Genomic DNA, 26,089 nt, shown 5'->3' with positions numbered 1-26,089 from the left:
CGCCCCGCTCGCCGCGCCCCCTGCGGACGCACCCCCAGCGGACGCAGTCTCCGCACCCCCAGCGGACGCAGCCTCCGCACCCCCGGCCGGCGCTGCCTCCGCACCCCCGGCCGACGCGGCCCCCGCACGCCTGGGCAGGGCGAACATCAGCAGGAAGATCACGGCCATCACCGCGGCCACCCACCCCATCGCGTGCCGGAAGGCGTCCACGAAGGCAGGGCCCACGGCCTGACGGCTCAGCCGGTCAGGGATCTCGCCGAAGAAGACCACCGACACCAGCCCGAGCCCCAGCGCGTTGCCCATCTGCCGCACGGTGTTGATCAGCCCGGACGCCGAACCGGCGTGCTCGCGCGGCACCTCGGACAGGTTCGCGTCCGTCAGCGGAGCGATGATCAGGCCCATGCCGGCGCCCATGACGACGAGAGGCGGCGCCATCTGCCAGGGGGCGATGCCGAGGCCGTAGCGGCCGGACTCCCCGATGTAGAGCAGCACGCCCGCCCCCATCGCCAGCGCGCCCGCCTGCAGCACCTTGCGCCCGAAGCGCGGAACGAGCTTCTGCACGGACAGCCCGGCCGCAACGGACACCGCGATCGAGAAGGGCACGCCCGTCAGCCCCGCCCGCAGCGGGCTCCAGCCCAGGCCGGTCTGCATGTACAGCGTCCACACCAGGAAGAAGACGCCGAGCCCGGTACCGAACACGGTCTGCACGGCGATCCCGGCCGCGAAGCTCTTGACCTTGAACAGTGACAGTTCGACCAGCGGGGAGCCGTCCCGCGCCGCCTTCCGCCGCTCGTAGGCCACCAGCGCCGCGAAGACGCCGACCGAACCGGCCATCGACACGTGTCCCCACAGCGGCCAGCCCAGCTCGAGGCCGCGGGTGAGCGGGTAGAGCAGCATCAGCAGCGCGAGTGTCGCCAGCGCGACACCCACCAGGTCCAGCTTCAGCGCCCGCGGCGCCTTCGACTCGGTGATGAAACGGCCGCCGAGGAACAGTCCCGCGATGCCGACGGGCAGATTGATGAGGAAGATCGGCCGCCATTCCAGACCGAACAGGTTCCACTCGGTCAGCAGCGCGCCCAGCAGCGGACCGGAGACCGCGCCCAGCCCGACGACGGCGCCGAACATGCCGAAGACCTTGCCGCGTTCGTGCGCCGGGAAGGTGGCGTGCACGATCGACAGGACCTGCGGGACCATCATCGCCGCCATGCCGCCCTGCAGGATCCGGGAGGCGACCAGCATCTCCGGGTTCGCGGCGAAGCCGCACAGCGCCGACGCGAGCGTGAAGCCGCCGATGCCGACGAGGAACAGCCGCTTGCGGCCGTGGATGTCACCGAGCCGGCCGCCCGTGATCAGGCCCGCCGCGAAGGCCAGCGCGTAGCCTGCCGTTATCCACTGGATCTGGCTGAAGGAAGCGCCGGACTCCTGCCGGATCGACGGGATCGCGATGTTGACGATCGTGACGTCGACGAGGTCCATGAAGGCCGCCGTCATCACGATGGCGAGCGCGAACCAGCGGCGACGGTCCGCGGGCGACTCAGCAGTCGACTCCACTGCTGCCTCCGGCGTCGGCTCCACGGTTGCCTCCGGCGTCGGCTCCACGGTTGCCTGAGCGGTCGGCTCCGCGACGCGTTCCGGTGTGACGAGGGCGGTGTCGGGCGTGTCCCCACGGGATTCGGTTGAGGTCATGTGCCGAAGCTATGGCCGCAATAGGTCAGATCATGTCCTAGTTCTCCGGTATCCTCGAACGCATGACGACGGACACCCCGGCCCGGCTCCTGCAGCTCCTGTCCCTCCTCCAGACGCCTCGTGAATGGCCCGGCGGCGAGCTCGCCGACCGGCTCGGCGTCTCCCGGCGCACGGTCCGGCGCGACGTCGACCGGTTGCGCGAGCTGGGTTACCCGGTGCGGGCCACGAAGGGGGCCGACGGCGGCTACCGGCTGGTCGCGGGCAAGGCGATGCCGCCGCTGCTGCTCGACGACGAGGAGGCGGTGGCGATCGCGGTCGGCCTCAGGGCCGGCGCGGGGCACGCGGTCGAGGGTGTCGAGGAGGCGTCCGTACGGGCCCTGGCGAAGCTGGAACAGGTGCTGCCCTCCCGCCTGCGCCCCCGCGTCACCGCCCTCCAGTCCGCGACGACGCCGTTGACCAGCGGGGACGGGCCGAGCATCGCGTCGGAGACGCTCACCGCCATAGCGTCCGCGGTGGCGGGGCGGGAGCGGCTGCGGTTCGCCTACCGGGCCAAGGACGGCACCGAGTCGCGGCGCGTCACCGAGCCGCACCGGCTGGTGTCGACGGGACGGCGCTGGTATCTCGTCGCCTACGACCTCGACCGCGCCGACTGGCGCACGTTCCGCGTCGACCGGGTGAGCCGGCCGTTCGCGACCGGTGCGCGGTTCGCTCCGCGGGAGTTGCCGACGGGGAGCGCGGCGGAGTACCTGCGGCAGTCGATGCAGCGACGGCACGAGTCGTACGGCTACGACTTCGAGGTCACGTTCGCCGCGCCCGTCGAGGCCGTCGCGGCGCGCGTGCCGTCCTGGCTGGGGACTCCGGAACCCCTCGGCGCCACCGGCTGCCGCCTGCGGGCCACGGTCGGCGACTCGGTCGAGTGGCTGGCAGCCCGGCTCGCCATCCTGGGGTTCGACTTCATCGTCCGGGAGCCGGAGGAACTGGTCGCCGCCGTGCGGGAGATGGGCGGGCGGCTGACGCGGGCCGGAAGCGGAGGCGCTCCCGAGCCGGACCGGAAGGCGGGATAGGCCGCCCCAGCGGCCTCGGCCTCGGTCCCGGTCGCCCCCTTCGCTCCGGTCGCGCCGGACGCCCCGGACGCCCCGGACGCCCCGGACGCCCCGGACGCCCCGGACGCCCCGGCAAACCCTGCCCGTATGGAACAATCTGCCGTCCGGCGGGCCACCCCGGGGTTCAGGTCCGGGGTGACCCGCCACCGAACGCGGGGCGAAAGAGGAGCCGGGCCCCGGCGCCCTGGGGGGAAGGGTGCCGAAGCCCGGCTCAGGGAGAGTCCCGGCGCCGGGGGGTTGCGTCGGGACCGGGTGTGGTCTGTGGGGGTGGAGGGTGTGTCCCTCCGACCCCGGTTCACGGGTCCAGAGGGCCCGAACTCTAGTGCCCTGAGGTCTTTTTCCCAGGGCTCAGCCGCTTGAAGCAGCGTCCTGTGGCCATTGTTTGCGCGGTCTTGCGCCACCCGGCATACCGGGAATCGCGCCCACGTCGCGCCGGCTAGGCCACCGCTTCGAAGCCGGTGTCGCGGGCCAGCTTCTTCAGTTCCAGCAGGGCGTGCTTCTCGATCTGGCGGATGCGCTCGCGCGTCAGACCGTGCTCCTTGCCGACCTCCGTCAGCGTGCGCTCGCGGCCGTCCTCGATGCCGTACCGCATCTTGATGATGGAGGCCGTGCGCGGGTCGAGGCGGCCGATGAGGTGGTCCAGTTCCTCGCTGCGCAGCAGGGTGAGGACCGACTGCTCCGGGGAGACCGCCGAGGTGTCCTCGAGCAGGTCGCCGAACTGGGTCTCGCCCTCGTCGTCCACCGACATGTTCAGCGACACCGGGTCGCGGGCCCAGTCGAGGACGTCGGTGACGCGATCCGGGTTCGAGCCGAGCTCGGCGGCGATCTCGGTGGGCTCCGGGTCCCGGCCGTGCTCCCGGTTGAACTCGCGCTGCACGCGGCGGATGCGGCCCAGTTCCTCCACGAGGTGGACGGGCAGGCGGATGGTGCGGGACTGATCGGCTATCGAGCGGGTGATGGCCTGGCGGATCCACCACGTCGCGTACGTCGAGAACTTGAAGCCCTTGCGGTAGTCGAACTTCTCCACCGCGCGCACCAGACCGGCGTTGCCCTCCTGGATCAGGTCGAGCAGGGGCAGCCCGCTGCGCGGGTAGCGGCGGGCCACGGCCACGACCAGGCGCAGGTTGGAGCGGATGAAGATGTCCTTGGCGCGCTCGCCCTGGGCGACCAGGGCCGCCAGCTCCTCGCGGGTCGCGTCGGCCTTGGACTCCTCGTATCCGTCGAGTACCTGCTGTGCGAAGACACCCGCCTCGATGATCTGGGACAACTCGACTTCCTTGGCGGCGTCGAGCAGCGGCGTGCGCGCGATCTCGTCGAGGTACATGCCGACCAGGTCGCGGTCCGCGATCTCGCCGCCGTGTGCGCGAACACTGCTGGCCTTGTCGACGGTCCCGCCGGAGGCGGACTGACGACGGGCGACGGCACGGGTTGCCATGCGTGCTCCCTTTGCGTTGCGGGTCCCCCGCTCGACCGAGGTCGAGAGTGGGGAGGGCTGGCGGGTGTTTCTTCAGATGCCCGGTACTCGCCTTCGAGTACGTCTCGGCACTTTCCTCGGGTGCCCGGCATCTGATGGGCACAACGACTGGAATCAGGACAGAATTCCCAACCCGCCCCCCGATTTTTCTGATCATGCAGTACCCTGTGCCGCTCCGGGAGGAGGCGCAGTGCCGTCAGAGCGTGCAGAGATGCAGGTCAGGCCGGGTGCCGAGGGGGACCTCGAGGCCCTCACCGACATCTACAACCACTATGTGCGTGAGACGCCCATCACATTCGACACCGCCACCTTCACCCCTTCGGAGCGACGCCCCTGGCTGCTCTCCCACCCCGAAGACGGACCGCACCGCCTGATGGTTGCCGCGGACCCGGACACACAGAAGATTCTGGGCTACGCCACATCCAGCCCGTTCCGCGCCAAACCCGCGTACGAGACCTCCGTCGAGACGACGGTCTACGTGGCCCCGCACGCGGGCCGCAGGGGCATAGGCACGCTGCTGTACCAGGCCCTCTTCGAGGCCTTGGCGGGTGAGGACCTGCACCGCGCCTACGCCGGCATCGCCCAGCCCAACGAGGCGTCCACCCGGCTGCACGAGCGCTTCGGGTTCCGCCACCTCGGCACGTACCGGGAAGTGGGCCGCAAGTTCGGCCGCTACTGGGACGTCGCCTGGTACGAGAAGGAGCTGTGGAAGGATCTACGGCCGTCGGCCAGCCGATAGCCGTGGCCGCCCGGGCGTCAGCCGAACTGCACCGACCGCTTGGCCAGCCCCATCCAGAACCCCTCGATCACCGACTTCTGCGCGTCCAGCTCGCCGGCCGCGTCGGCGGCGCCCATCGTCACGAACAGCGGGGCGAAGTGCTCGGTGCGCGGGTGGGCGAGGCGCCCGGCCGGGGACTTGCGGAGGAAGTCGAGCAGCGCGTCCACGTCACCCGTCTCCAGCATGCGGTGGCCCCAGTCGTCGAACTCGGCCGACCAGGCGGGCACTCCCACGCCGATGTGCCGCAGTGCCGCCAGGTTGTGGGTGAAGAAGCCGGAGCCGACGATCAGCACGCCCTCGTCGCGCAGCGGGGCCAGCCGGCGGCCGATCTCCATGAGCTTCACCGGGTCCAGGGTCGGCATGGAGACCTGGAGGACCGGGATGTCGGCGGCCGGGAACATCTCGACGAGCGGCACGTAGGCGCCGTGGTCGAGGCCGCGGTCCGGGATGTCCTGCACGGGCATGCCGGGCGCGCGCAGCAACGCACGGACGGACGCGGCGAGTTCGGGGGCGCCGGGAGCCTCGTACCGGACCCGGTAGTAGTGCTCGGGGAAGCCCCAGAAGTCGTAGACGAGCGGGACCGTCTCGGTGGCGCCGATGGCGAGCGGCGCCTCCTCCCAGTGGGCGGAGACCATGAGGATCGCCTTGGGGCGCGGCAGGGCGGCGGACCACGCGGCGAGTTCGCCGGGCCAGACGGGGTCGTCCGCGAGCGGCGGGGCGCCGTGGCTGAGGTAGAGGGCGGGCATGCGCTCCGGCGTGCGCTCCTGGGTGGCGGCGGACATGGCGGAGACTCCCTGCTTTTACTTTAACTCTCAATGTCTTCGGCCACCGTACGCCCGATTTATTTAAGCTTCAAGGAGATCCCTCGTACAGTGGAATGCATGAACGCTTCCGCACCCGCCGACGAGCCCACCGCGCCCCGCAGGCACCCCGAGGCACCTGAGTCCCGCGAGCCCCGCGAGCCCCGCGAGCCCAGCGAGCCCCACGAGCCCCACGAGCCCCGCGAGCCCCGCTGGCTCACCGACGAGGAGCAGCGCATCTGGCGCTCCTACCTGCACGCCACCACGCTCCTGGAGGACCACCTCGACCGCCAGCTCCAGCGGGACGCGGGCATGCCGCACATCTACTACGGCCTCCTCGTCGGCCTCGCCGAGTCCCCGGACGGCCGACTGCGGATGACGGAGCTGGCCATGCGGGCCAAGATCACCCGTTCCCGCCTGTCCCACGCGGTCGCCCGCCTGGAGAAGAACGGCTGGGTACGGCGCGAGGACTGCCCCTCCGACAAGCGGGGCCAGTTCGCGGTGCTGACGGATGCGGGGTACGAGGTGCTGCGGCGCACCGCACCGGGCCATGTGGCGGCCGTGCGGCAGGCGGTGTTCGATCGGCTCACCCCGGAACAGCAGAAGTCCCTCGGCGAGATCATGCAGATCGTCGCCGAGGGACTCCAGCCCGACGAAGCGGGCGCGGACCTGCCCTGGCTGCGCTGAGCCGCTCACCCGGCGAGCAGCCGGGCAGGTCCCGGGGCCCGTGCGTACGAGGCGTCCCCTTCCTCGTTCCGCACGGGTAGTACCGAGTAGTGCCGATTGAGCACCAAGTGGCACCAAAGGGTACCGAGTGGCACCGAAGGGGGTACGACCGGCGGTCGCCGTCAGTGGACGACCACCGGGACGGCCACCTCGTCCTCGACGCCCTCCGCCGCCCCGGACACGGTGGTGGCACCGGGACGGCCGGCGTTGACGAAGGTCACCACGATCACCGCGGCGAGCACCAGCATGCCGACGGCGAACCAGATGGCGTTGGTGTAGCCGTGCACCGCGCCCTGCATCTGGACCAGCTGCGCCTGCTGCTTGGAGGTCGCGGTCGCGATGTGGTCCTTGATGTACGCGGTCGTCGCGGACGCGGCGATCGTGTTCAGCAGGGCCGTGCCGATCGCGCCGCCCACCTGCTGCGAGGTGTTGACCATCGCGGAGGCGACACCGGCGTCCCGGGGTTCGACACCCAGGGTGGCCAGGGACATGGCCGGCATGAACGCCGTACCCATGCCGAGGCCGAGCAGCAGCATCGCCGGCAGGATCGTCGAGGCGTACGAGGAGCCGATCTCGAGCTGCGTCATCAGCAGCATGCCGGTCGCGGCGACCAGGAAGCCGGGGCCCATCAGCATCCGGGCCGGGACCCGGGTCATCAGGCGGGTGCCGATCTGGGTGGAGCCGGTCATCATGCCCGCGATCATCGGCAGGAAGGCGAAGCCGGTCTTGATCGGCGAGAAGCCCTTGATGACCTGCAGGTAGTAGGTGAGGAAGAGGAAGGTGCCGAACATCGCGATGACGGCGATGCCGAGCGAGAGGTAGATGCCGCCGCGGTTGCGGTCGGTCACCACGCGCAGCGGCAGCAGCGGCGCCTTGACCTTGGCCTCGGTGACGACGAAGGCCAGCAGCAGCACCGCGGAGGCGACGAACAGGCCGACCGTCAGGGAGTCGCCCCAGCCGTCGGACTCGGCGCGGGTGAAGCCGTAGACGAGCGAGACCAGGCCGAGGGTGGACAGCAGGACGCCGGGGATGTCGAGCGGGTTGCGGTTGCGGCCGCCCTCCGGCTCACGGATGACGAAGTACGCGCCGAGCGCGGCGACGACGGCGAAGGGGATGTTGACGAAGAACGTCCAGCGCCAGTCCAGGTACTCGGTGAGCACGCCGCCGAGGATGAGGCCGACGGCGCCGCCGCCACCGGCGATCGCGCCGTAGATGCCGAACGCCTTGGCGCGTTCCCTGACGTCCGTGAACGTCACGGCGAGCAGGGAGAGCGCGGCGGGCGCGAGCATCGCGCCGAACACGCCCTGCAGCGCGCGGGCGCCGAACATCATCGCGCCGGTGGTGGCGGCACCGCCGAGCGCGGAGGCGCCGGCGAAGCCGATCAGGCCGATGACGAAGGCCCGCTTACGGCCCCACAGGTCGGCGATGCGGCCGCCGAAGAGGAGCAGTCCTCCGAAGGCGAGGGCGTAGGCCGTGATGACCCACTGCTTGTTGCCGTCGGATATGCCCAGGTCCTGCTGCGCGGACGGCAGTGCGATGTTCACGATGGTCGCGTCGAGAACGACCATCAGCTGGGCGAGCGCGATGAAGACGAGCGCCTTCCAGCGGTTGGAATCGGGGGCCTTCTCGAGAGCGCCGGGAGCGCTCCGGGCTGTTTCAGACATGGAGGTACCCACTTCGGGACTTCGGAACTTCGGAACTTCGGGACTTCGGGACTTAGAGAACTTCGGGACTTGGAGACTTCGGGACTCAGGGACTTCTGACGGATGTGAGAACGGGACGGCGTGACAGGTGTCGTCGTAACGGAAGGACTCTGAGGACGTCGCGAGGGCGTAGTGAGGGAACGACCCGTCCACGGCTCGTCTGCGGCTCATCCACAGCGACGGCCGACGAGGCGCTTCCCGGTCTGGTGACTAACGCTCAGGCGCTTGGTGCTTCAGTGTGTTCGGTGCGTTCAGTGCTGAACTCATCGGTCAGGGCCGGCGCAGATCCTCCATGGTGGCCGCCGCCCCCGGCAGGACAGAACGGGCCGGGGCCCGCAGTCCGTCCAGGAACAGCTGCAGATGACGGTGGACGAAGCGGTCGACGCTGAGACAGTCGGTGCCGGCCGGCGGCCGGCTGAGCTGGGCCACGGCGACCATCAGGTCACCGACGCCGACGTCGGGGCGGAGCTGGCCGGCCTTCCTGGCCCGCTCCATCACACTCGCGATGATCTGCTCGCAGCGCTCGCGCGCCGCTTCCAGATCGGGATGGTTCTCGTCGAAGGCGGCGGCCACCATCGGGCACAGCGCGCTGATCCGTTCGTCGGCAGCGGCGTGCACGAAGCGCTCCAGCGCCTCGAAGGCGTCCCCGGTCTCCGCCAGCGCCTGCTCGCCCGCCTCGGACGTCCGGTCCAGCACGGAACAGACGACCTCACGGACCAGCGCGTCGCGGTCGGGGAAATTGCGGTACACCGTGGCGTTGCCGACGCCGGCCCGGCGGGCGATCTCGTCCAGCGGCACGTCCGGTCCGTGCTCGGTGAACATCTCCCGGGCGGCGGTGACGATCCGCTCGCGGTTGCGCAGGGCGTCGGCGCGCGACCGGCTCACCTTCCGCTGCACGCGGGTCGCGGTCGTCATGGCCTGCACGGCGGACTCCTCAGCTCGATCGGGTGACTGCGGGTTCTGCAAGTTCTACGAGTTCCACGAGAACTGCAGGTACTGCGGCGGTGCGGTACTGCGGGGTGGGGTACTGCGGCGATCCGGGGACCGAGTCCCCGTTTCGGTCGGACACACGTCTAAACGGGGAAACGCTCCCCGGTTATTTCCCGTCCGGAAGGAGATTTCGTGTGACCTGAGCCACACAAAAACACACGTTCGGACCATTTCAGCGCGCGTCCGCACATCACCGGACACAGGGTGATCAGAAAGGAGCAGTCCGTGACCGTCGGCTGCCGTGGACGAAGGACCCGTGCATGCAGCATGAGCGCCCCCGCCCCCAGGCGCCGCTCCGCCGTCGGATACGCCCGCGCCGTGCGGCCGCCTTCACGGCCGTGACCGCGCTGACCCTGACGGTCGCCACCTCGGCCGGCACGGCCGACCTCACGTCCCGCTCCACCACGGCCGGGGCCGGCCCGGTCTCCCTGGCCCGCGGCTCCGCGCTCAGCCCCTGCCTGATCAGCGGCAGCCGCTCCGTCCAGATGTCGGAGGGGGTGCCGACCGTCACCGGCTACTCACGCTCGACCGGCACCGTACGGGCCCTGAACCTGATGATCGACTTCCCCGACGCGCACGGGAAGGGCGACGCCCTCGACCGCTTCCGCGAGTTCTTCCCCCAGACCCAGGAGTGGTTCCGCACCGCCTCCTACGGACGGCTCGTCTACCGCCCGGAGACGCCCGTCCCGCACTGGCTGCGCATGCCGAAGCCCTTCCGGTCGTACGGCATAGAACGCGGCGCCCCCTTCGACCCCGGTTACCGCCAACTGGTCCAGGACATCGTCACCGCGGCCGATCCGCAGGTCGACTTCCGCGCCTACGACTTCCTGAACGTGCTGATCACCCCGAACGCCGGCCCGTCCGCCCTGGACACGGTCCTGTCGGTGACCTTCGCCGGCAACAAGGAGGCCCCCATCGCCGACGGCGTCCCCGTGGCCAACGCCTCCTTCGTCTACTCCCGCCAGGACGACGGCTCCGGTTCCTACGGGCGCACCGGCTACCGCGTGCTGCCGCACGAGAACGGCCACGTCTTCGGCCTGCCCGACCTCTACACCCAGGAAGGCGGGGGCGCCGTCGGGCACTGGGACATCATGAGCGAGGACTGGGGGGCCAACAACGACACGCTCGGCTGGCACAAGTGGAAACTGGGCTGGCTGGACCCCGGCCAGGTGACCTGCGCGGCGACGCACGGCACCGTGCGGTACACGCTGACGCCGCTCGCCCGCACCGGTGGCCCGAAGCTGATCTTCGTTCCCATCGACGGCCGCCGCGGCTACGCCGTCGAAGTGCGCACCCGCGAGGGCAACGACGAGGCCGTGTGCCGGCCGGGCGTGCTCATCTACCGGGTCGACGCCGGCGTGGACACCGGCATGGGCCCGGTCACGGTCTACGACGCCCAGCCCGACTCCGGCGGCTGCACCCACGCCCCGAACGTCCACGCGGAACTCTCCGACGCCCCCTTCACTCCGGGCGAGGAGTTCCGCGCCCCGGACGGCGACATCCGGATCACGGTGACGAGCAGGGACGGGGAAGGGGACTACCGGGTGGCGGTGACCCGGGGGTGAGCGGCCGGGCAGGGCGGGGAGCCGCCCCTTCGATCGCCCCGGCTCAGCGGTGACGGACGCGCGCATTACGGTAGGCGTGCCGAACCGACGTACCAGAAACCGAAATCCGATGCTCCCGCTCCCGCTCCCGCTCCCGCCCTCGCCCTCGCCCTCGTCCTCGTCCTCTTCCTCGCTCCCGTCCCGGCTCCCGCCCCCGATGCCGCGATGAACGCCGTCGACCCCGCCGACGCCTCCCGTGCGTCCGCCGGCGCCTCCCCCGCACCGACCGAGCCAGTCCCACCGACCAAGCCGGTCCCACCGACCAAGCCGGTCCCACCGACCGAGCCGGTCCCACCGACCGAGGCGGTCACGCCGCTGATCCGGGGAATCGCCGTGCTGCAGCGGCTGACGGAGGCGGGCGGCACGCTGAGCCTGAGCGGCCTGGAACGGGCCACCGGCCTGGCCCGCTCCACGGTCGACCGCATCACCCTGACGCTGGGCCGCATGGGCTACGTCCGTCTGGACGGCCGCGACGCGGTGCTGGCCCCCCGCCTGATGGAACTGGGCAACGCCTACCTGGCCGCCCTGCGCCTGCCCGCGCTGCTGGGCGGACACGCCGACGCGTTGGCCGACGAACTGGACGAGTCGGTGTCCCTGGCGGTCACCGACCGCGACGGCATCCGCTTCATCCACCAGGCCACCCGCCGCCGCGCGATGTCGCTGAGCTTCCGCATCGGCGACCTGCTGCCGGCCGAACGCACCGCGCCGGGACCGCTGTTCGCGACGGAGTGGACGGAGGCTGATTGGCAGAGGTGGCGCGCGCGCCGCGCGGCGGACCCGCACGACCACGCCTTCCCGGCCGTACCCCCGCGCGAACACCCCTCGGCCGACGCCGACTTCGAGCGCCGTACGGCGCGGGCGGCAGCGAACGGCTGGGCGTCGGACGACCAGTTGATCGAACCGGGGCTGGTCGCCGTCTCCGTACCCGTACGAGATCCCCGCAGCGGCCGGATCGCCTGCGTGGCGAACGTGGTGAGCCACACCAGCCGGCACACGGCGGCGGACCTGCGGGACACGCTGCTGGAGCGCCTGCGCGCGGCGGTGTCCCGGATGGAGGACGACCTGCGCACCGCGCCCCCGCCCGAGCCCGCGCGCGCTCCCTCTGCCCTGGCGGCCTGGACGGGCGCGTCGAAGCAGCGGCTGGGCCGCGAGTTCGTGGAGTCGCTGGCGCGGGGCCTGACGGTCCTGACGGCGTTCGGCGAGGGCCGCTCCGCGCTGACCCTGACGGACGTGGCGAAGGCGACGGGCCTGGCGCGGGCGACGGCCCGCCGGGCCCTGATCACCTACGCACACCTCGGCCTGGTGACGCCGGGCGACGATCCGCGCACCTTCACCCTGACCCCCCGGGTCCTCTCCCTGGGCTTCCCCCCGCTCTCCCGCACGACACTCCCCGAGATCGCGACCCCGCACCTGGCGGAGCTGTCGGCGCGGGTCCACGAGTCGGCGTCCCTGGCGGTGCTGACGGACTCGGGATCCGGCCCGGAGATCCAGTACACGGCCCGGGTGGGCACGACCCGCGTGATGAGCGTGAACATCACGGTGGGCACCCGACTGCCGGCGTACGCGACATCACTGGGACGCGTGATGCTGGCGGACGCACCGCCGCCGCCCCCCGCCCTGGGCACCCCGCCCCCGCCGGCTCCCCGCACGGTCACGGACCCGCAGACCCTGACCCGCCTCCTGGCCCGGATCCGGACCCAGGGCTACGCCCTGACCGACGAGGAGCTGGAGGAGGGCCTGCGCTCGATCGCGGTCCCGGTCCGCGACCGGACCGGCCACGCGGTGGCCGCCGTGAACGTCGCGATGCACGCGGCCCGGCGCACGGTGGAGGAATGCGTCCGGGACATCCTCCCCGAACTGCGCCGCACGGCGGACCGCATCGAGGCCGACCTGTCGGTGGCAGGCCGCTTCACCCGCGTCCCACCCTCCTGACCCCCGTCGCCCACACCGGATCCGGCACGCTGACGCCTGTGACCTGCCCCTCGAGGCCACTGATCCCGTGACCGCGAGCGGTACCTGCTCGACGCCCTCATCCACTCCCGCCGCACCGCGCACAGCACTGCGTCGCCGCCGTCGCCGGCACGCGGGCCATCCGGGCCGGACCTCGCCGGCGACCGAAGAGACAGGGAACCGTGGAACCATCAGCGACGGACGGACGGCAGCGCCGCGCCGGCCGGCAGGAACGGCCGGGCCGGGGAGAGGCCGCCGCAGACAGGACGGGTGACAGGACCTCTCCCGGTCCGGCGCACCGAGGTCCGGCGCGCCGGACCTGCGGCCACGAGCTCAGGCCGGGCGCCGGCTGAACACGATCTCGCCCTCGATGATCGTCAGCTGCACCTCCGTCGCGTGGACCCGGGTGATGGGTACGTCGAACGGGTTCTGGTCGACCACGATGACGTCGGCGAGCAGGCCGGGTTCGATCGCCCCGACGCGGTCGACCGCCCCTTCCTGCCGGGCGGCGTTGACGGTGAAGATGTCCAGCGCCTCCTGGAGGGTGATCGCCTGCGACTCTCCGAACGACTCGGAGCTGCCGCCCGGCTCCTGCCGGGTGACGAGCGATTCGATGGCCGCCCACGGATTGACCGACGGCACGACGGACCAGTCGGAGCCCGGAACCACCAGCGCACGAGCGTCGAGCATCTCGCGGATCGGCCAGACGCGTCCGACGGTTTCCGGTCCGACCGCGGAGGCGATGTCGGAGCAGATGGGAGCGGGCCGCCACAGGTACGGCGAGACCTCGAACGTCGCCCCGATCCGGGAGGCACGTTCGATGTCCGCCTTGGCGACGAACGTGCAGTGGCCGACGTTGTGCATCTGCGGACCGAACCCGTTCCGTTCACGGGCAGCGCCGATGGCGTCGAGGGCCGCCCGCACGGCGGCGTCGCCGGCCGCGTGGAACTTCACCGTCAGGCCCATGCGATCGAATCGGATGACGGCCTCGTTCAGGACCTCGGCGGGGATCTGCAGCATTCCGTGCCGGCCGGCGTGGTCGTCACGGCCTTCCACGGTGTCGGCGTACGGCTCGAGCATCGCGGCGGTGTGGCCGTCGGTGGGCACGCCGTCCAGGAAGATCTTGACGCCGTCCGGCACGAGGCGCCCGTAGGCGTGGAAGTTACGCCTCTCGATCACCTCATTGCTCTCGGGGTCGTCCGGCGTCCAGGTCGTACAGACACGTACGCGTTGCTTGAGCTCGCCCCGGCGGGCGAGCGCCGCGTAGGCTGCCATCTCGGTCCGTGAACCCGCGGTGAAACCGAGCGCGGCCTCGGTGAACGAGGTGATGCCGAAGGACAGCATCTCCTCGAGCGACCACGCGAGAGCCGACTCGACATCCGTCCCGGTCGGCTTCGGAGCCGCCTCGGCGAGAAGGTAGGCGGCGTTCTCCCGCTGGATCCCGGTCGGCTCACCGTTCGCGTCCCGCTCGAAGATGCCGCCCTCGGGGTCGGGGGTGCTCGCGGAGATGCCGGCCATCGCGAGCGCGGCGCTGTTGGCCCAGGAACTGTGCCCGCTGGTGTCCTCCAGATGCACCGGGACGTCCGGTGCCACGGAGTCGAGCATCGTCCGGTTCGGCACGCATCCGAGGGCGTACGCGTCCCACTGCCCCCCGAGAACCCATTCGCCGGGCTGGACACCCTCCGCGTACGCCTTGACGATGCGCAGGGTCTCGTCCAGGTTCGAGCCCTGCGGGATCCGGCATCGCCGCTGCCTGATGCCCGCGTAGATCGGGTGCACGTGGAGATCGTGCAGACCGGGCAGGACGACGTCTCCGGCCAGATCGATCACCTGGGTGCCGGGGCCGCGGTCGGGGAGAACGTCCTCGTCGCGTCCGACCCGGTCGATCACCCCGCGGGTGACGGACATCGCCTGCGACCAGCCCGAGGGGGTCTTGACCTGCCCCGAGTGCAGGATCAGATCAGGGTGGCTTCGAGTCATGCGGTATCTCCTCACCTGCGGTTGATGAAGCCGGCGTCGACAGGGAGGGTCACGCCGGTCACATAGCGTGCCTCCTCGGAAGCGAGCCACAGAACCGCGTTCGAGACGTCGACCGGTTCGATCGTGTCGACGTCCAGCGCGTTCGGAGCCTCCTTCGACAGGACCGGATCCTGCGCCACGAACTCCAGGATGGCCGGGTCGGCGATCATCCTGGTGGACACACCCGTCGGATGCACCGAGTTGACCCGGATGCCGTGGGGCGCCAGGTTGTTCGCGTAGGACCGCATCAGGCCCACGACCCCGTGCTTGGAAGCCACGTATCCGAGGCCGCCGTTGCTGCCTCCCCCGATCCCGACCAGACCCGCGGTCGAGCTGATGACGACGATGGAGCCGCCCCGCCCGGCCGACACCATGCTGGGGATCGCCACCTCGACGGTGTTGAACGTGCCGGTCAGGTTGACGTCGATCACGTCCTGCCACGCCTGGGGGCGGTCCTGGACCAGCATCGGGGCGATCCCGGCGTTCGCCACCACGACATCGATGTACCCGAACTCGGCCACACCGGCGTCGAAGGCGGCCTGCAGGGCCGCCCGGTCCCGGACATCCGCCTGCCTCGCGACGACGCGGCGTCCCAGTGCCTCGATCTCGCCGACGGCCTCATCCAGTTCGGCGGGGGTCGAGAGCGGATACGGCACGGTGCCGATCGGCTTGCAGATGTCGACGATGACCAGGTCGGCGCCTTCCTCCGCCAGCCGTCGGATGTGGCTTCGGCCGAGTCCTCCTGCCGCGCCGGTGACGAAGGCCACCTTGCCGTCGAGGCGTCCCTTCGCGCTTCCGGTCTCCCCACCGCGCACTTCGTTTCTCCTTGCCATGTCACAACTCCCTGCCGCCACGTACGTCGCCACGGCGGCTGTCGACGTTCTCGGACGGCCGGAGCGTCCCGTTCATCCGGCAGAGGACCGGGTCACCCGACCGTCTGCCGGCCGATGCGCGCGTACACGTCCCGCCGCCTGGAGCGGTACAGCAGCGCCAGAGCCATACCACTGAGGAAGACGGCCCCCATGAGCACCTGATAGACGATCGAGGAGGCTGCGGATCCGCCTGTCATGGTCGTGAAGTTCGTCAGGCAGAGCCACAGGATCGCGCCGAGACCGAGGCCGCTCAGCACAGGAGCGACCACCGTGTGCCAGACCGACACGTCAGCGACATCCCGGTTCCGCCGGAAGAAGAAGACGACGGACACAGTCGTCAGGAACATGAGTGCGACCACGGCGAAGGCGGCCGCACCTGCCAGCTGGCTGAAGGTCGCCGCCACGTCGCTGGTCGTGAACGCGAGGACCGACACCGCGACGAGGATCACTGCCGAGACCGTGAGCGAACTGATGTGGGGAGATCCGTGTCGGGGATGCACCTTGCCCAGCCTCATGGGGAGTACCCGGTCGACGCCCAGGGAGTGGCAGTACCGGGCCAGGATGTTCTGCCCCGCCAGGAGGGCCGCGAAGGCCGACGTGACCACCAGCACCGTGACGGCATCGCCCGCCCACGTCCCGAGGAAGGTTCCGGCCGCACTCGAGAACATGCCGGCGAAGTTGGACTCCGCCACCTTCTGGGCGCTCTCCGTACCGTAGGCGAGAATGAGACACCACGCGGAGACGACGTAGAACACGCCGATGGCCGTCACCGACAGGTAGGTGGCACGGGGGACCGTGCGCTCCGGGTCCTTGGTCTCCTCCCGGAAGACCGCGGTCGCCTCGAAGCCCACGAAGCACATGACGGCGAACAGCACGGCCAGCCCCACCGACCCTGACCCGAGCGCGTGCCACGTGAAGGGGGTCAGCGATGTCCCGCGGGCGCCCCCGTCCCAGAGAACCGCGGCGTCGAAGGCTCCGACGAGGAGGACCTCGCACGCCATCACGGCGGACAGCACCTTCGCCGACAGGTCGATGCGGAAGTAGCCCAGGATGCCGGTCGCGGCGACCCCCGCCAGCGCGTAGACGTACCACGGGAGGTCCGGTCCGCCGAGAACGAGCGACACGAGAGCATTGGCGACGACCGCGAAGAAGGCATAGGTGCTCACGGCGAACGCGAGGTAGGCGAACAAGGCGAGGAAGCTGGAGCCGAGACCGGTGATCTTGCCGAGCCCCGCTGTGATGTAGGCGTAGAACGCCCCCGGGTTGGGCAGGTAACGGGTCATGGCGGTGTAGCCGACCGCGAACAGCAGCAGCACGGCCATGGCGAGCACGAAGGCCAGGGGCGCGCCGGCGCCTCCGAAGATGATGACGAACGGCGTGGGGCCGGTGACGACCACCATGGGCGCCGAGAACGCCAGCACCGTCAGCGTCAGCTCCAGCACGCCGATCCGTCCGCGAAGCCCGCCGCCCTCCCTCGCGTCGGCAGGGGCAGGGGGCGTACCCCCGTCGGCGAGCCCTGGGCTTTGAGCTGTGAAGCCCTGCTGCTTGCTCATCAGGTCCTCCTTGATCATCGAGTGTGGAGCCCGATACGGGACCGGTTTTCCGATGCCGTCGACGGGATGTTCGCCGCGAAGGCGTGAACGGGAAGGCGTGGATCGGTCAGCGTGCTGCATCACCGGAGCCGGCGAAGAACAGCCGCTCGGCGTTGTCGTGCAGCACCTTGGTGAGCAGGTCGTCGGAAAGGCCGAAGCCGTGATAGCGCTCGACGATCTCGTCCAACGGGCAGTACGGGTAGTTGCTGGCGAACAGGAACCGGTCCTGCAGAAACGTCTTCATCGCCAGCAGGTAGTCCTGTTCACCGGGGAGTCCGGGAAAGTACACGTCCGGCATCATCCAGACGTTGGGCCGGCGGAAGGCGACCCCCAGAGCCGCCTGCACGAACGGCCATCCCCCGTGCATGTAGACGATCTGCAGCCGGGGAAAGCGGATGGCCACCCGCTCGTGCCGCAGCGGGTCGCTGTAGCTCAGATCGGGTCCCGTCTCGCCCCCGCCCATCAGCAGCAGCGGCAGCCCGACGGACTGGCAGGCGTCGTAGACGGGGTCGAGCGACCGGTCGTCGATGTGCAGGACAGTGCGCGCGAGGCCGGGCTCGACGACCACACCGCGCGCACCGCGGTCCTTGAGCTGCTGCGCCGCCGCTCCGGGATCGGCTTCCAGCGCGTCGACCGCCCCGCAGGCGAAGAAGAAGTCCGGCCTCTGGGCGACCGCGTCGAACACCGGATCGTTCCCCTGGCCGCCCCACAGGTCGTTCGGCACGCGCGCGGTGAGGCCCGCGCGGGAGATCCCGAGCCGCCGGCACTCGTCGAGATACGCGCTCAGACCGGGCGGGTCCGTCGACCGGCCGACGGTCCAGCCGCGTGCCGCCACGCCCTCGAGGGTGCCCGCGAACCGGGCCCAGGTCCGATCCTGCAGAAACGCCGGGATCGGCGGGCAGGCCCGCGCGTCGATGATCGCACCGGTCATCGCCGTCCTCTCCTCTCCTGGTTCGCTGGGGGAATGTCGGTCCGGAGTCCTGGGCCGCCGGACCGGCCGTGCACGACGTCGCGCGCAGGCGTGCACGGCCGGATGTCGCCGGCCGCTCAGGCGAGAGTCACCTCGACCGGCAGCTTCTTGATGCCGTTGACGAAGTTGGAGCGGACCCGGGGGACGTCGCCGGCCAGCTTGATGTCCGCGATGCGCGGGATGAGCTCCTCGAACATGATGCGGATCTCGGTGCGGGCGAGGAGGTTGCCCAGGCACAGGTGGGGGCTGCCCTTGCCGAAGGTGACGTGGTCGTTGTGCTGCCGGGTGACGTCGAAGTCGTAGGGGTTGCCGAAGACCTCCTCGTCGCGGTTGCCGGAGGCGTACCACATGACGACCTTGTCGCCCTCCTTGATCCGCTTGCCGCCCAGCTCCACGTCCCGGGTCGCGGTACGGCGGAAGTGGTACACGGGGGAGGCCCAGCGCAGGAACTCCTCGACCGCCGTGGGGATCAGCGACGGGTCGTCCTTGAGGCGGGCGAGCTGCTCGGGGTGCTGGAGGAGGGCGAGCATGGCGTGCGACATGGTGTGGCGGGTGGTCTCGTTGCCGGCCACGACCAGGAGCAGGAAGTAGTTGTCGAAGTCCTGGGCGGAGAGCGGTACACCGTCGCGCGGGGTGGTGTTGACGAGCTTGGAGACGATGTCGGTGCCGTCCTTGCCCCGCCGCCGGCTGGCCAGGTCGCGGCCGTACTCGAAGACCTCGAGCGCGGCGGGGGAACGGAAGGGCAGGTCCTTGTACTGCTCGCTCTCGGCGCTCTCCAGCAGGACGTCGGCGTAGTCGGGGTCGGTGTTGCCGACCATGCGGTTGCCCCAGTCGATGAGCTTCTGGTTGTCCTCCGGCGGGACGTCGAGCAGGCGGGCGAGGACGTTGATGGGGAAGTCGGCGGAGACCTCGCGGACGAAGTCGAAGGTGCCCTTGGGCAGGGCGGCGTCCAGGGTCTGGGCGGTCAGCCCGCGCAGGAAGTCGCTGTAGCCGTTGATGACGCTCGCGCCGAACTGGCGCTGGATGACGCTGCGCAGGGCGCGGTGGCGCACACCGTCCATCTCCAGGATGGAGGCGCGCTTCTTGATCTGGTCGTCTTCGAGCTCTTCGAGGTTGACGAATTTCGTCGAGGTGAAGGTGTCCGGGTCGCGGTCGACGGTGGCGATGTCGGCGTGCCGGGTCACCGCCCAGAATCCGGAGTTGGGAGCCTCTTCAGGGGTCCAGTGGACCGGGTCCTCGTGACGCAGGGTGTGGAACATGCGCCAGGGCTTGGTGGGGTCGGTGAAGTTGTCGAGGTCGGCGAGGTTCACCTCGTCCAGCGGAATCGGCTCAGCGAGACGTTCGCGCAGTTCTGCCTGGGTGGTGGGGGTGGCGGGGACGGTGGGGCTGGTCATGGTGGTCTCCTGGGAGGGGCTTGTGCGGGCTCAGAGGTGGTAGGCGTACTCGGTGAACTCCCAGTCGGTGACGTGCCGGCCGAAGCGTTCGAGCTCGTCGCGCTTGTAGGTGAGGAAAGAAGTGGTGAAGTCCTTGCCGAGCAGGTCGGTGAGGTCGGTGTCCGCCTCCAGCGCGTCCAGCGCGGCGGACAGCGTCTGGGGCAGCAGGGCGGAGCGGGCGGTGTCGTAGCCGTAGCCCTCCAGCGGGGCCGGGGGCTCCTCCCCCGCCCGGACACCGAGCAGGGCGGCGGCGATCGTGCCGGCGATCAGCAGGTAGGGGTTGGCGCTGGCGTCGCCGAGGCGGAGTTCGAGCCGGGCGCCGGCGCCGCGCTCGGGCGGGATGCGGATCATGGCGCTGCGGTTGTCGAGCCCCCAGTCGATCAGCCAGGGCGCGAGGGTGTCGGGGCCGAAGCGCTTGTACGAGTTCACGGTCGGGTTGGCCAGCGCGGCGAGCGCCGGGGCGTGGGCGAGGATGCCGGCGATCGCGTGCCGGGCCGTGGCGGAGAGGCCGTGGGCGCCGGCCGGGTCGTCGAAGGCGTTGCGTCCCTCGGCGTCGTCGCAGGACAGGTGGAGATGGAAGCCGCTGCCGCCGGCGTCGCCGAAGGGCTTGGCCATGAAGGTGGCCATGCTGCCCTCCTTGCGGGCGAGCTCCTTGACCGCGGCCTTGAAGCGGAAGGCGCGGTCGGCGGCGTCCAGGGCGTCGGAGTGGGTCAGGTTGATCTCGTACTGACCGCCGTCGAACTCGTGGTTGCCGCTGGTGACGCCGATGCGCAGGTCGCGGAGCAGACGCAGGACGCGCAGCAGGTGGTTGTCCGGGTCGGAGCGCAGACCGGCGGTGTAGACGGCACCGGTGATCTCCGGCGAACGGCGCCAGCCGGTGGGTGTGCCGGGCGCGGGCTCCAGCAGGAAGTACTCCAGCTCGGGGCCGACGACGGGGCGCAGGCCCTGCTCCGAACACCGGGCCAGGACGGCGCGCAGCAGGTCGCGCGGTGACTCGGGGGCGGGGGCCGAGGTCGCCGGGTCGGTGACCTCGCCGAGACAGGTCGCGACGCCGGGCTCCCAGGGCAGCACGGTCAGCGTCGACAGGTCCGGCCGCACGTGCACGTCCGGCAGACCGGCGTCCAGGCCACCCGCGACCGGTACCACGTTGCCCTGCGGGGTGGTGTGGTAGACGGCGCGGCAGAAGGCCAGGCCGTGCCCGCAGGCCGACGGCAGATGGTCCAGCAGGACGTCACGGGCGCGGTCGGTGCCGATCAGGTCGGGGTAGACCACCCGGACCACGTCGACGCCCTCGGCGGCGAGCCGCTCCATGTGCCGGCGGATGTCTGGGGTGTCGGATGCGCTCACTGACGTCTCCTTGACGGGAGGGCGGGATTCCCTCGTGCCGTGTCTGCGGGTATGGGGAGGGAGCAGAAGACGGGAGCCGAGGGCCGGAAGGAGGAAGAGGAGGCAGACCCTCGACCCCGTCATTTGACCCCGAACGGTATGGAGGGGAGTCCCGATCCCGCAAGGGGTCGGTTCGAATAATTTATCCACCCGGACAGGTGTTGACCGGGGGCGAGCGCGCTTCCTATCTTGTTTGAGGCCAAACGAGTAAAGGGGTGCGGATTTCCGCACCCCTTTGGCCGAGGGGCCCGGCCGCACCCGGGCCGGGCCCCTCCTTCGCTTTCCACTCCCCCTCTGCTCCGACGCGTCGCTCGCCCCTAGGAGGACCGCCATGAAGGTCGTCGTCGACATGAACAAGTGCCAGGATCACGGCCAGTGCGTTTTCGCGGCCCCCGACGTCTTCTCGATGGACGACGAAGGTCACCTGGTCTACGTCTCCGACGTGGACGAGGCGCTGCGCGACGAGGTCGAGGAAGCCGCCGACGTGTGTCCGCTGCAGGCCATCCGGATCGAGGCCTGATCCCGATGCCCGGCACCACGACCGGAGCCGTCACCGGACGCGTAGTGGTCGCGGGTGGCTCGATGGGCGGCCTGCGGGCCGCCGAGCAGCTGCGCGCGGCGGGCTGGACCGGGGCTGTCACCGTCGTCGGCGACGAGCCCCACATGCCCTACAACCGGCCTCCCCTCTCCAAGGAGGTCCTGGCCGGCAAGGCGCCCTTCGAGTCGCTGGCCTTCACCCCCAAGGCGGCCGTCGCCGACGTGGAATGGCGCCTCGGCACCAGGATCGTCGCGGCCCGGCTCGACGAGCGGATCGTCGAGCTCGACGACGGAGGGACGATTCGGTACGACGGCCTGGTCGTCGCCACCGGCATGCGGCCCCGGCGGCTGCGCTGCCCGGGACCCCTGACCGGCCGCCACACGGTGCGCACCCTCGCCGATGCCCAGGCCCTGCGCGAGGAACTCATCCGCCCCGGCGCCCGCGTGGTCGTCGTCGGCGCCGGGTTCATCGGCTGCGAGGTCGCCGCCACCGCCGTAGGACTCGGTGTCCGCGAGGTGACCGTCGTCGACCCGCTGCCGCTGCCCATGGTCGGGCCGCTCGGCGAACTGCTCGGCAGGGCCCTGCTGAAGCGGCACGAGGAGCGCGGGGTGCGCTTCCGGCTCGGCACCGGGGTCGACGGGTTCGAGGGGGACGACCGGGTCACGGGCGTGGTGCTGAGCGACGGCACCGTGCTGCCCGCCGACGTCGTCGTCGAGTCGGTCGGCTCCGTCGCCAACGTCGAGTGGCTGGAAGGCAACGGCCTCGATCTGTCCGACGGCGTGCTCACCGACGGGCAGCTGCGGGTCGGGGGACGGCCGGAGGTCGTCGCGGTCGGTGACGTCGCCCGCTTCCCCAACGCCCGCTACGACGGCGCGCCCCGCCGGGTCGAGCACTGGTCCATCCCCACGGACACCGCCAAGCACGCCGCCAGGGTCCTGGTCGCCCATCTCGACGGCGCCGAGGCCGGGACCGCGTCGTTCGCACCGCTGCCGACGTTCTGGAGCGACCAGCACGAGTTCCGGCTGCAGTCCTTCGGGGCGCCGGCCCTCGGCAAGGACGACGTGCGGATCCTGGACGGCGACCCCGAGGGCGACGTCCTGGTCGGTTATCACGTCGGCGGACAGCTCGTCGGCGTCGTCGCGCTCGGCGGTCAGGCCGCCGCCATGGGTGCCGCCCGCTACCGCGCGCAGTTGCTCAAGCAGCCCGCCCTCACCGCGTAAGGAACCCCTCCATGTCCAGTGTCCGTGGTTACTTCCACCCCAAGACGGCGAGCGGCGCGTCCTCGCTCATTCCGTCCCCGCCGTGGCGCTACTCGGGTGACCTGCTCACCGTCGAGTACCGCACGGATCCCGCGCGCGTGCGTGAACTGCTGCCCGAACCGCTGGAGCCGGCCGACGAGGATCCGGGTGCGGTCGCCTTGATCTGGGCCGACTGGCAGTCGTGCTCCGAGGCCGGTGACGAGCTGCTGGACCCGGTCCGCGCCCAGTACAAGGAGGCGTTCGCGGTCGTCCGCTGCAAGTACCGGGGGCAGACCTACACCCGCTGCGTCTACATCTGGGTCGACAAGGACTTCGCCATAGCCCGTGGCCTCCACCAGGGGTATCCGAAGAAGCTCGGCTCCATCCACCAGACGCGCCCGCACCCCTACGGCCCCGCTCCGCGGATCGAGGCCGGCGCCCGCTTCGGGGCGACCCTGGCCGCCGCCGACCGGCGGCTCGCCCAGGCCGTGGTCACGCTGCGGGAGCCGTCCGAGACGAACGGCTTCGTCAACGGCCATCCCATGGCCCACCACCGCTGGCTGCCCTCGATCGAGAAGGGCAAGGGTCTCGCCCTCGACGAGCTGATCAAGTCGGGAGCCGCTTCCTTCGAGGGCGGTCAGCCGTGGGTCGGCGAGGCGGACCTGGAGTTGTTCGAGGCGCCCACCGAGGAGCTGGCCCGGCTGGAGATCCGCGAGCCGATCGCCGCGTACTACCGCCAGGTCGGCGTGGTCTGGGACGGCGGACGGCTGCTGGAGTCCGGCACGTCCGGTGCCGAGTGACTCCCCTACCCATCAGAGGACTTGGAGACCGGACAACATGACCGAGCACACCATCACGGTGGCCGGGGTCGCCGTCGACACCCGGCACTGGATCGGCGGCGAACGCGTCGCCTCCGCCGAAACGTTCACCGATGTCTCGCCGATCGACGGCAGCACGATCGGCGAGATCTCCCGCGGTACGGCGACGGAGGTCGCCGCGGCCGTTGCCGCCGCCAAGGCGGCCTTCCCGGGCTGGGCCGCCACCCCCCGCGCCGAGCGTGCGCGCATCCTGCACGCCGTCGCCGACGGGGTGGAGAAGCGGATCGAAGAGCTCGCCATCGTCGAGACCACCGACAACGGCGCACTGCTGCGCTCCCACCGCCGCGGCGTCATGCCGCGCGTCGCCCACAACTTCCGCTTCTTCGCCGACTGGCTGCTGAAGCTGGAGCACGAGGACTTCGAGACCCGGGGACACACGAACCACGTGAGCTGGGACCCGGCGGGTCCGTCCGTACTGATCACGCCGTGGAACGCACCCCTGATGCTGGCCACCTGGAAGGTCGCCCCGGCCCTCGCCGCCGGGAACACCGTGATCCTCAAGCCCGCCGAATGGACCCCGCTGACCGCGTCCCTGCTCGCCGACATCGCCGCCCGGGCCGGGCTGCCCGCCGGGGTGCTGAACGTCGTCCAGGGCTACGGCTCCGAGATCGGCGACGCCCTCACCTCGCACCCGGACGTGCGGCGGATCAGCTTCACCGGGTCGGTTCCGACGGCCAAGCGGATCAGCGCGTCGGCGGCCTCGAACCTGGTCCCGCTCAGCCTCGAACTCGGCGGCAAGTCACCCCTGCTGGTGTTCGCCGACGCCGACCTCGACCTCGCCGTGGACCTCGCGGTGGAGCAGTACGACAACGCCGGGCAGGTCTGCCTGGCCGCGACGCGCCTCCTGGTCGAGGAGTCGGTCGCCGAGGAGTTCACGCGCCGGTTCGTGGAGAAGGCCGGGGCCCTGAAGCAGGGCGACCCACGTGACGAGGCCACCGACATCGGCCCGAACATCCACCCCCGCCAGCTGGAGAAGATCGACGGCTTCGTGCAGCGGGCGCTCGCGGCCGGCGCCCGCGCGGTCATCGGCGGCCACCGCAAGGACGGTCAGTACTACGCGCCGACCCTCCTGACCGACGTCGCCCAGGACTCGGAGATCGTCCAGGAGGAGGTCTTCGGCCCGGTCCTGACCCTCCAGACCTTCACCACCGAGGAAGAGGCCGTCCGCCTCGCCAACGGCACCCGCTTCGGGCTGGCCGCCACCCTCGCCACCGGTGACCGGGAGCGCGCCGAACGTGTCACCGCGCAGCTGGTGGCCGGCACGGTCTGGGTGAACTGCTTCTTCGTACGCGACCTGCAGGCGCCCTTCGGCGGCTCCCGCCACTCCGGCGTCGGCCGGGAGGGCGGCACCTGGAGCTTCGACTTCTACTGCGACCTGAAGAACACCGTCACCGCGCCGAAGGGATGGAACGGCCATGGGTGAGATCGTCGGGGCGGGCCTCCTCGCCCATGTCCCCACCATCATGCTTCCGGAGGAGGACCGGCTGGCGCTCAACGAGGGCAAGGAGATCACCCTCGTCACCGGCCTGGAGCAGCTGCGCAAGGACGTCTTCGAACGCGACGACTACGACACCGTAGTCGTCCTCGACTCGCACTGGGCCACCACCGTCGAGTTCGTCGTCACCGCCCAGCAGCGCCGGGCCGGGCTCTTCACCTCCGAGGAGCTGCCGCGCGGCATGTGCCGGATGCCGTACGACTTCCCGGGCGACCCCGAACTCGCCCGTAACGTCGCGAGGTTCGCCGACAAGCACGGCACCTGGATCACCGCGATCGACGACGACTACCTGCCGATCTACTACGCCACCATCAACCTCTGGAAGTTCCTCGGGGAGAGGCTGCCCGACAAGCGGTGGGTGACCATCGGGGTCTGCCAGACCGGGGACATGGAGGACCATCTGCGGCTCGGCCGCGCGCTCGCCGACGGCATCGCCGCCACACCCGGCCGTCGCGTTCTGCTCATCGCCTCCGGCGCCCTCTCGCACACCTTCTGGCCGCTGCGCGAACTGCGCGACCACGAGGCCAGCGACCCGGCGCACATCTTCACCCCGGAGGCCCGGGAGGCGGACCACGAGCGCATCGCCTGGTTCAAGGAAGGCCGCCACGACAAGGTCCTCGAGACCATGGACACGTTCTGGAAGTACAAGCCCGAGGCGAAGTTCTTCCACTACCTGATGATGGCCGGCGCCCTGGGCGAGCAGGCCTGCACCGCCAGGGCACGCCAGTACGGCGAGTACGAGAACTCCATCGGCACCGGTCAGGTGCACCTCTGGTTCGACCGTCCCGACGACGGCTGGACCGGTACCGGACAGCCCACTCCGAGCAATCCCCACAGCCGTATCTAGGAGCCCG

The 26,089-nt window shown here is 70.8% G+C and carries 20 protein-coding genes and 1 pseudogene; 10 read left to right on the top strand and 11 right to left on the bottom strand.

Features of this window, described 5'->3' with window-relative positions:
- Positions 1 to 72: 72 nt before the first annotated feature.
- A pseudogene (locus ACH4ZX_RS20740) lies at positions 73 to 1,491 on the bottom strand (MFS transporter); the annotation flags it as partial.
- Between the two features lie 257 nt (positions 1,492 to 1,748).
- Here ACH4ZX_RS20740 and ACH4ZX_RS20735 point away from each other — a divergent pair.
- On the top strand, positions 1,749 to 2,750 hold the full coding sequence (locus ACH4ZX_RS20735) for a helix-turn-helix transcriptional regulator (RefSeq protein ID WP_398274525.1): 1,002 nt from the start codon (positions 1,749 to 1,751) through the stop codon (positions 2,748 to 2,750).
- Between the two features lie 475 nt (positions 2,751 to 3,225).
- Here ACH4ZX_RS20735 and ACH4ZX_RS20730 read toward each other — a convergent pair whose 3' ends face one another.
- The gene (locus ACH4ZX_RS20730) at positions 3,226 to 4,224 is read right to left on the bottom strand and encodes an RNA polymerase sigma factor RpoD/SigA (protein WP_398274522.1); all 999 of its coding nucleotides are present in this window, start codon (positions 4,222 to 4,224) and stop codon (positions 3,226 to 3,228) included.
- A gap of 229 nt (positions 4,225 to 4,453) precedes the next feature.
- On the opposite strand from ACH4ZX_RS20730, the gene ACH4ZX_RS20725 reads away from it, so the two are divergent.
- Positions 4,454 to 5,002: a GNAT family N-acetyltransferase gene (locus tag ACH4ZX_RS20725; protein ID WP_398274519.1), complete on the top strand. Its 549-nt coding sequence runs from the start codon at positions 4,454 to 4,456 to the stop codon at positions 5,000 to 5,002.
- A 17-nt stretch (positions 5,003 to 5,019) separates the two neighbouring features.
- Here ACH4ZX_RS20725 and ACH4ZX_RS20720 read toward each other — a convergent pair whose 3' ends face one another.
- Positions 5,020 to 5,823: a dioxygenase gene (locus ACH4ZX_RS20720; protein ID WP_398274516.1), complete on the bottom strand. Its 804-nt coding sequence runs from the start codon at positions 5,821 to 5,823 to the stop codon at positions 5,020 to 5,022.
- A gap of 99 nt (positions 5,824 to 5,922) precedes the next feature.
- On the opposite strand from ACH4ZX_RS20720, the gene ACH4ZX_RS20715 reads away from it, so the two are divergent.
- The gene (locus ACH4ZX_RS20715) at positions 5,923 to 6,528 is read left to right on the top strand and encodes a MarR family winged helix-turn-helix transcriptional regulator (protein ID WP_398274513.1); all 606 of its coding nucleotides are present in this window, start codon (positions 5,923 to 5,925) and stop codon (positions 6,526 to 6,528) included.
- Between the two features lie 161 nt (positions 6,529 to 6,689).
- Here the strand turns inward: ACH4ZX_RS20715 and ACH4ZX_RS20710 are convergent, their stop codons facing one another.
- A complete protein-coding gene (locus ACH4ZX_RS20710; protein ID WP_398274510.1) occupies positions 6,690 to 8,231 on the bottom strand; it encodes an MFS transporter in 1,542 nt (513 codons plus the stop codon).
- A gap of 309 nt (positions 8,232 to 8,540) precedes the next feature.
- A complete protein-coding gene (locus ACH4ZX_RS20705) occupies positions 8,541 to 9,185 on the bottom strand; it encodes a TetR/AcrR family transcriptional regulator (RefSeq protein WP_398274761.1) in 645 nt (214 codons plus the stop codon).
- A gap of 335 nt (positions 9,186 to 9,520) precedes the next feature.
- On the opposite strand from ACH4ZX_RS20705, the gene ACH4ZX_RS20700 reads away from it, so the two are divergent.
- Positions 9,521 to 10,825 carry a M6 family metalloprotease domain-containing protein gene (locus tag ACH4ZX_RS20700; protein WP_398274507.1) on the top strand — a complete coding sequence of 435 codons (1,305 nt, stop codon included), beginning with the start codon at positions 9,521 to 9,523 and terminating at the stop codon, positions 10,823 to 10,825.
- A 204-nt stretch (positions 10,826 to 11,029) separates the two neighbouring features.
- Positions 11,030 to 12,796 carry an IclR family transcriptional regulator C-terminal domain-containing protein gene (locus ACH4ZX_RS20695; protein WP_398274504.1) on the top strand — a complete coding sequence of 589 codons (1,767 nt, stop codon included), beginning with the start codon at positions 11,030 to 11,032 and terminating at the stop codon, positions 12,794 to 12,796.
- A 351-nt stretch (positions 12,797 to 13,147) separates the two neighbouring features.
- Here the strand turns inward: ACH4ZX_RS20695 and ACH4ZX_RS20690 are convergent, their stop codons facing one another.
- The 6 genes from ACH4ZX_RS20690 to ACH4ZX_RS20665 all read right to left on the bottom strand — a co-directional run bounded on the left by ACH4ZX_RS20690 (position 13,148) and on the right by ACH4ZX_RS20665 (position 21,047).
- The gene (locus tag ACH4ZX_RS20690; protein WP_398274501.1) at positions 13,148 to 14,794 is read right to left on the bottom strand and encodes an amidohydrolase; all 1,647 of its coding nucleotides are present in this window, start codon (positions 14,792 to 14,794) and stop codon (positions 13,148 to 13,150) included.
- Between the two features lie 11 nt (positions 14,795 to 14,805).
- Entirely contained in the window at positions 14,806 to 15,666 is an 861-nt protein-coding gene (locus ACH4ZX_RS20685) for a mycofactocin-coupled SDR family oxidoreductase (protein WP_398274498.1), read from the bottom strand.
- A 92-nt stretch (positions 15,667 to 15,758) separates the two neighbouring features.
- Positions 15,759 to 17,258, bottom strand: coding sequence for an APC family permease (locus ACH4ZX_RS20680; RefSeq protein ID WP_398274495.1), 1,500 nt, complete (start codon positions 17,256 to 17,258; stop codon positions 15,759 to 15,761).
- Between the two features lie 106 nt (positions 17,259 to 17,364).
- Entirely contained in the window at positions 17,365 to 18,228 is an 864-nt protein-coding gene (locus ACH4ZX_RS20675) for an amidohydrolase family protein (RefSeq protein ID WP_398274492.1), read from the bottom strand.
- 116 nt (positions 18,229 to 18,344) lie between these two features.
- The gene (locus ACH4ZX_RS20670; RefSeq protein WP_398274490.1) at positions 18,345 to 19,661 is read right to left on the bottom strand and encodes a cytochrome P450; all 1,317 of its coding nucleotides are present in this window, start codon (positions 19,659 to 19,661) and stop codon (positions 18,345 to 18,347) included.
- A gap of 30 nt (positions 19,662 to 19,691) precedes the next feature.
- Positions 19,692 to 21,047, bottom strand: coding sequence for a glutamine synthetase family protein (locus tag ACH4ZX_RS20665; RefSeq protein WP_398274487.1), 1,356 nt, complete (start codon positions 21,045 to 21,047; stop codon positions 19,692 to 19,694).
- 370 nt (positions 21,048 to 21,417) lie between these two features.
- Here ACH4ZX_RS20665 and ACH4ZX_RS20660 point away from each other — a divergent pair, with 370 nt between their 5' ends.
- From ACH4ZX_RS20660 to ACH4ZX_RS20640, 5 genes are read left to right on the top strand one after another with little or no spacing between them, the layout of a single operon-like run.
- Positions 21,418 to 21,606, top strand: a complete 189-nt coding sequence (locus ACH4ZX_RS20660) for a ferredoxin (RefSeq protein ID WP_398274484.1) — start codon at positions 21,418 to 21,420, stop codon at positions 21,604 to 21,606.
- A gap of 5 nt (positions 21,607 to 21,611) precedes the next feature.
- Entirely contained in the window at positions 21,612 to 22,844 is a 1,233-nt protein-coding gene (locus tag ACH4ZX_RS20655; protein WP_398274481.1) for an NAD(P)/FAD-dependent oxidoreductase, read from the top strand.
- Between the two features lie 11 nt (positions 22,845 to 22,855).
- Entirely contained in the window at positions 22,856 to 23,662 is an 807-nt protein-coding gene (locus tag ACH4ZX_RS20650) for an acetoacetate decarboxylase family protein (protein ID WP_398274478.1), read from the top strand.
- A gap of 37 nt (positions 23,663 to 23,699) precedes the next feature.
- Positions 23,700 to 25,163, top strand: coding sequence for an aldehyde dehydrogenase (locus ACH4ZX_RS20645; RefSeq protein WP_398274475.1), 1,464 nt, complete (start codon positions 23,700 to 23,702; stop codon positions 25,161 to 25,163).
- Positions 25,156 to 26,082 (top strand): 3,4-dihydroxyphenylacetate 2,3-dioxygenase, encoded by a 927-nt coding sequence (locus tag ACH4ZX_RS20640; RefSeq protein WP_398274472.1) that lies wholly within the window; start codon positions 25,156 to 25,158, stop codon positions 26,080 to 26,082. Before ACH4ZX_RS20645 ends, ACH4ZX_RS20640 begins: the two co-directional genes overlap by 8 nt.
- Positions 26,083 to 26,089: the final 7 nt, after the last annotated feature.

This window comes from Streptomyces sp. NPDC020490 (genome assembly GCF_044335305.1).
Lineage (GTDB): Bacteria > Actinomycetota > Actinomycetes > Streptomycetales > Streptomycetaceae > Streptomyces.
The sequence above is the reverse complement of the archived record's forward strand: the minus strand, read 5'-3'. Positions and strand labels throughout refer to the sequence as shown.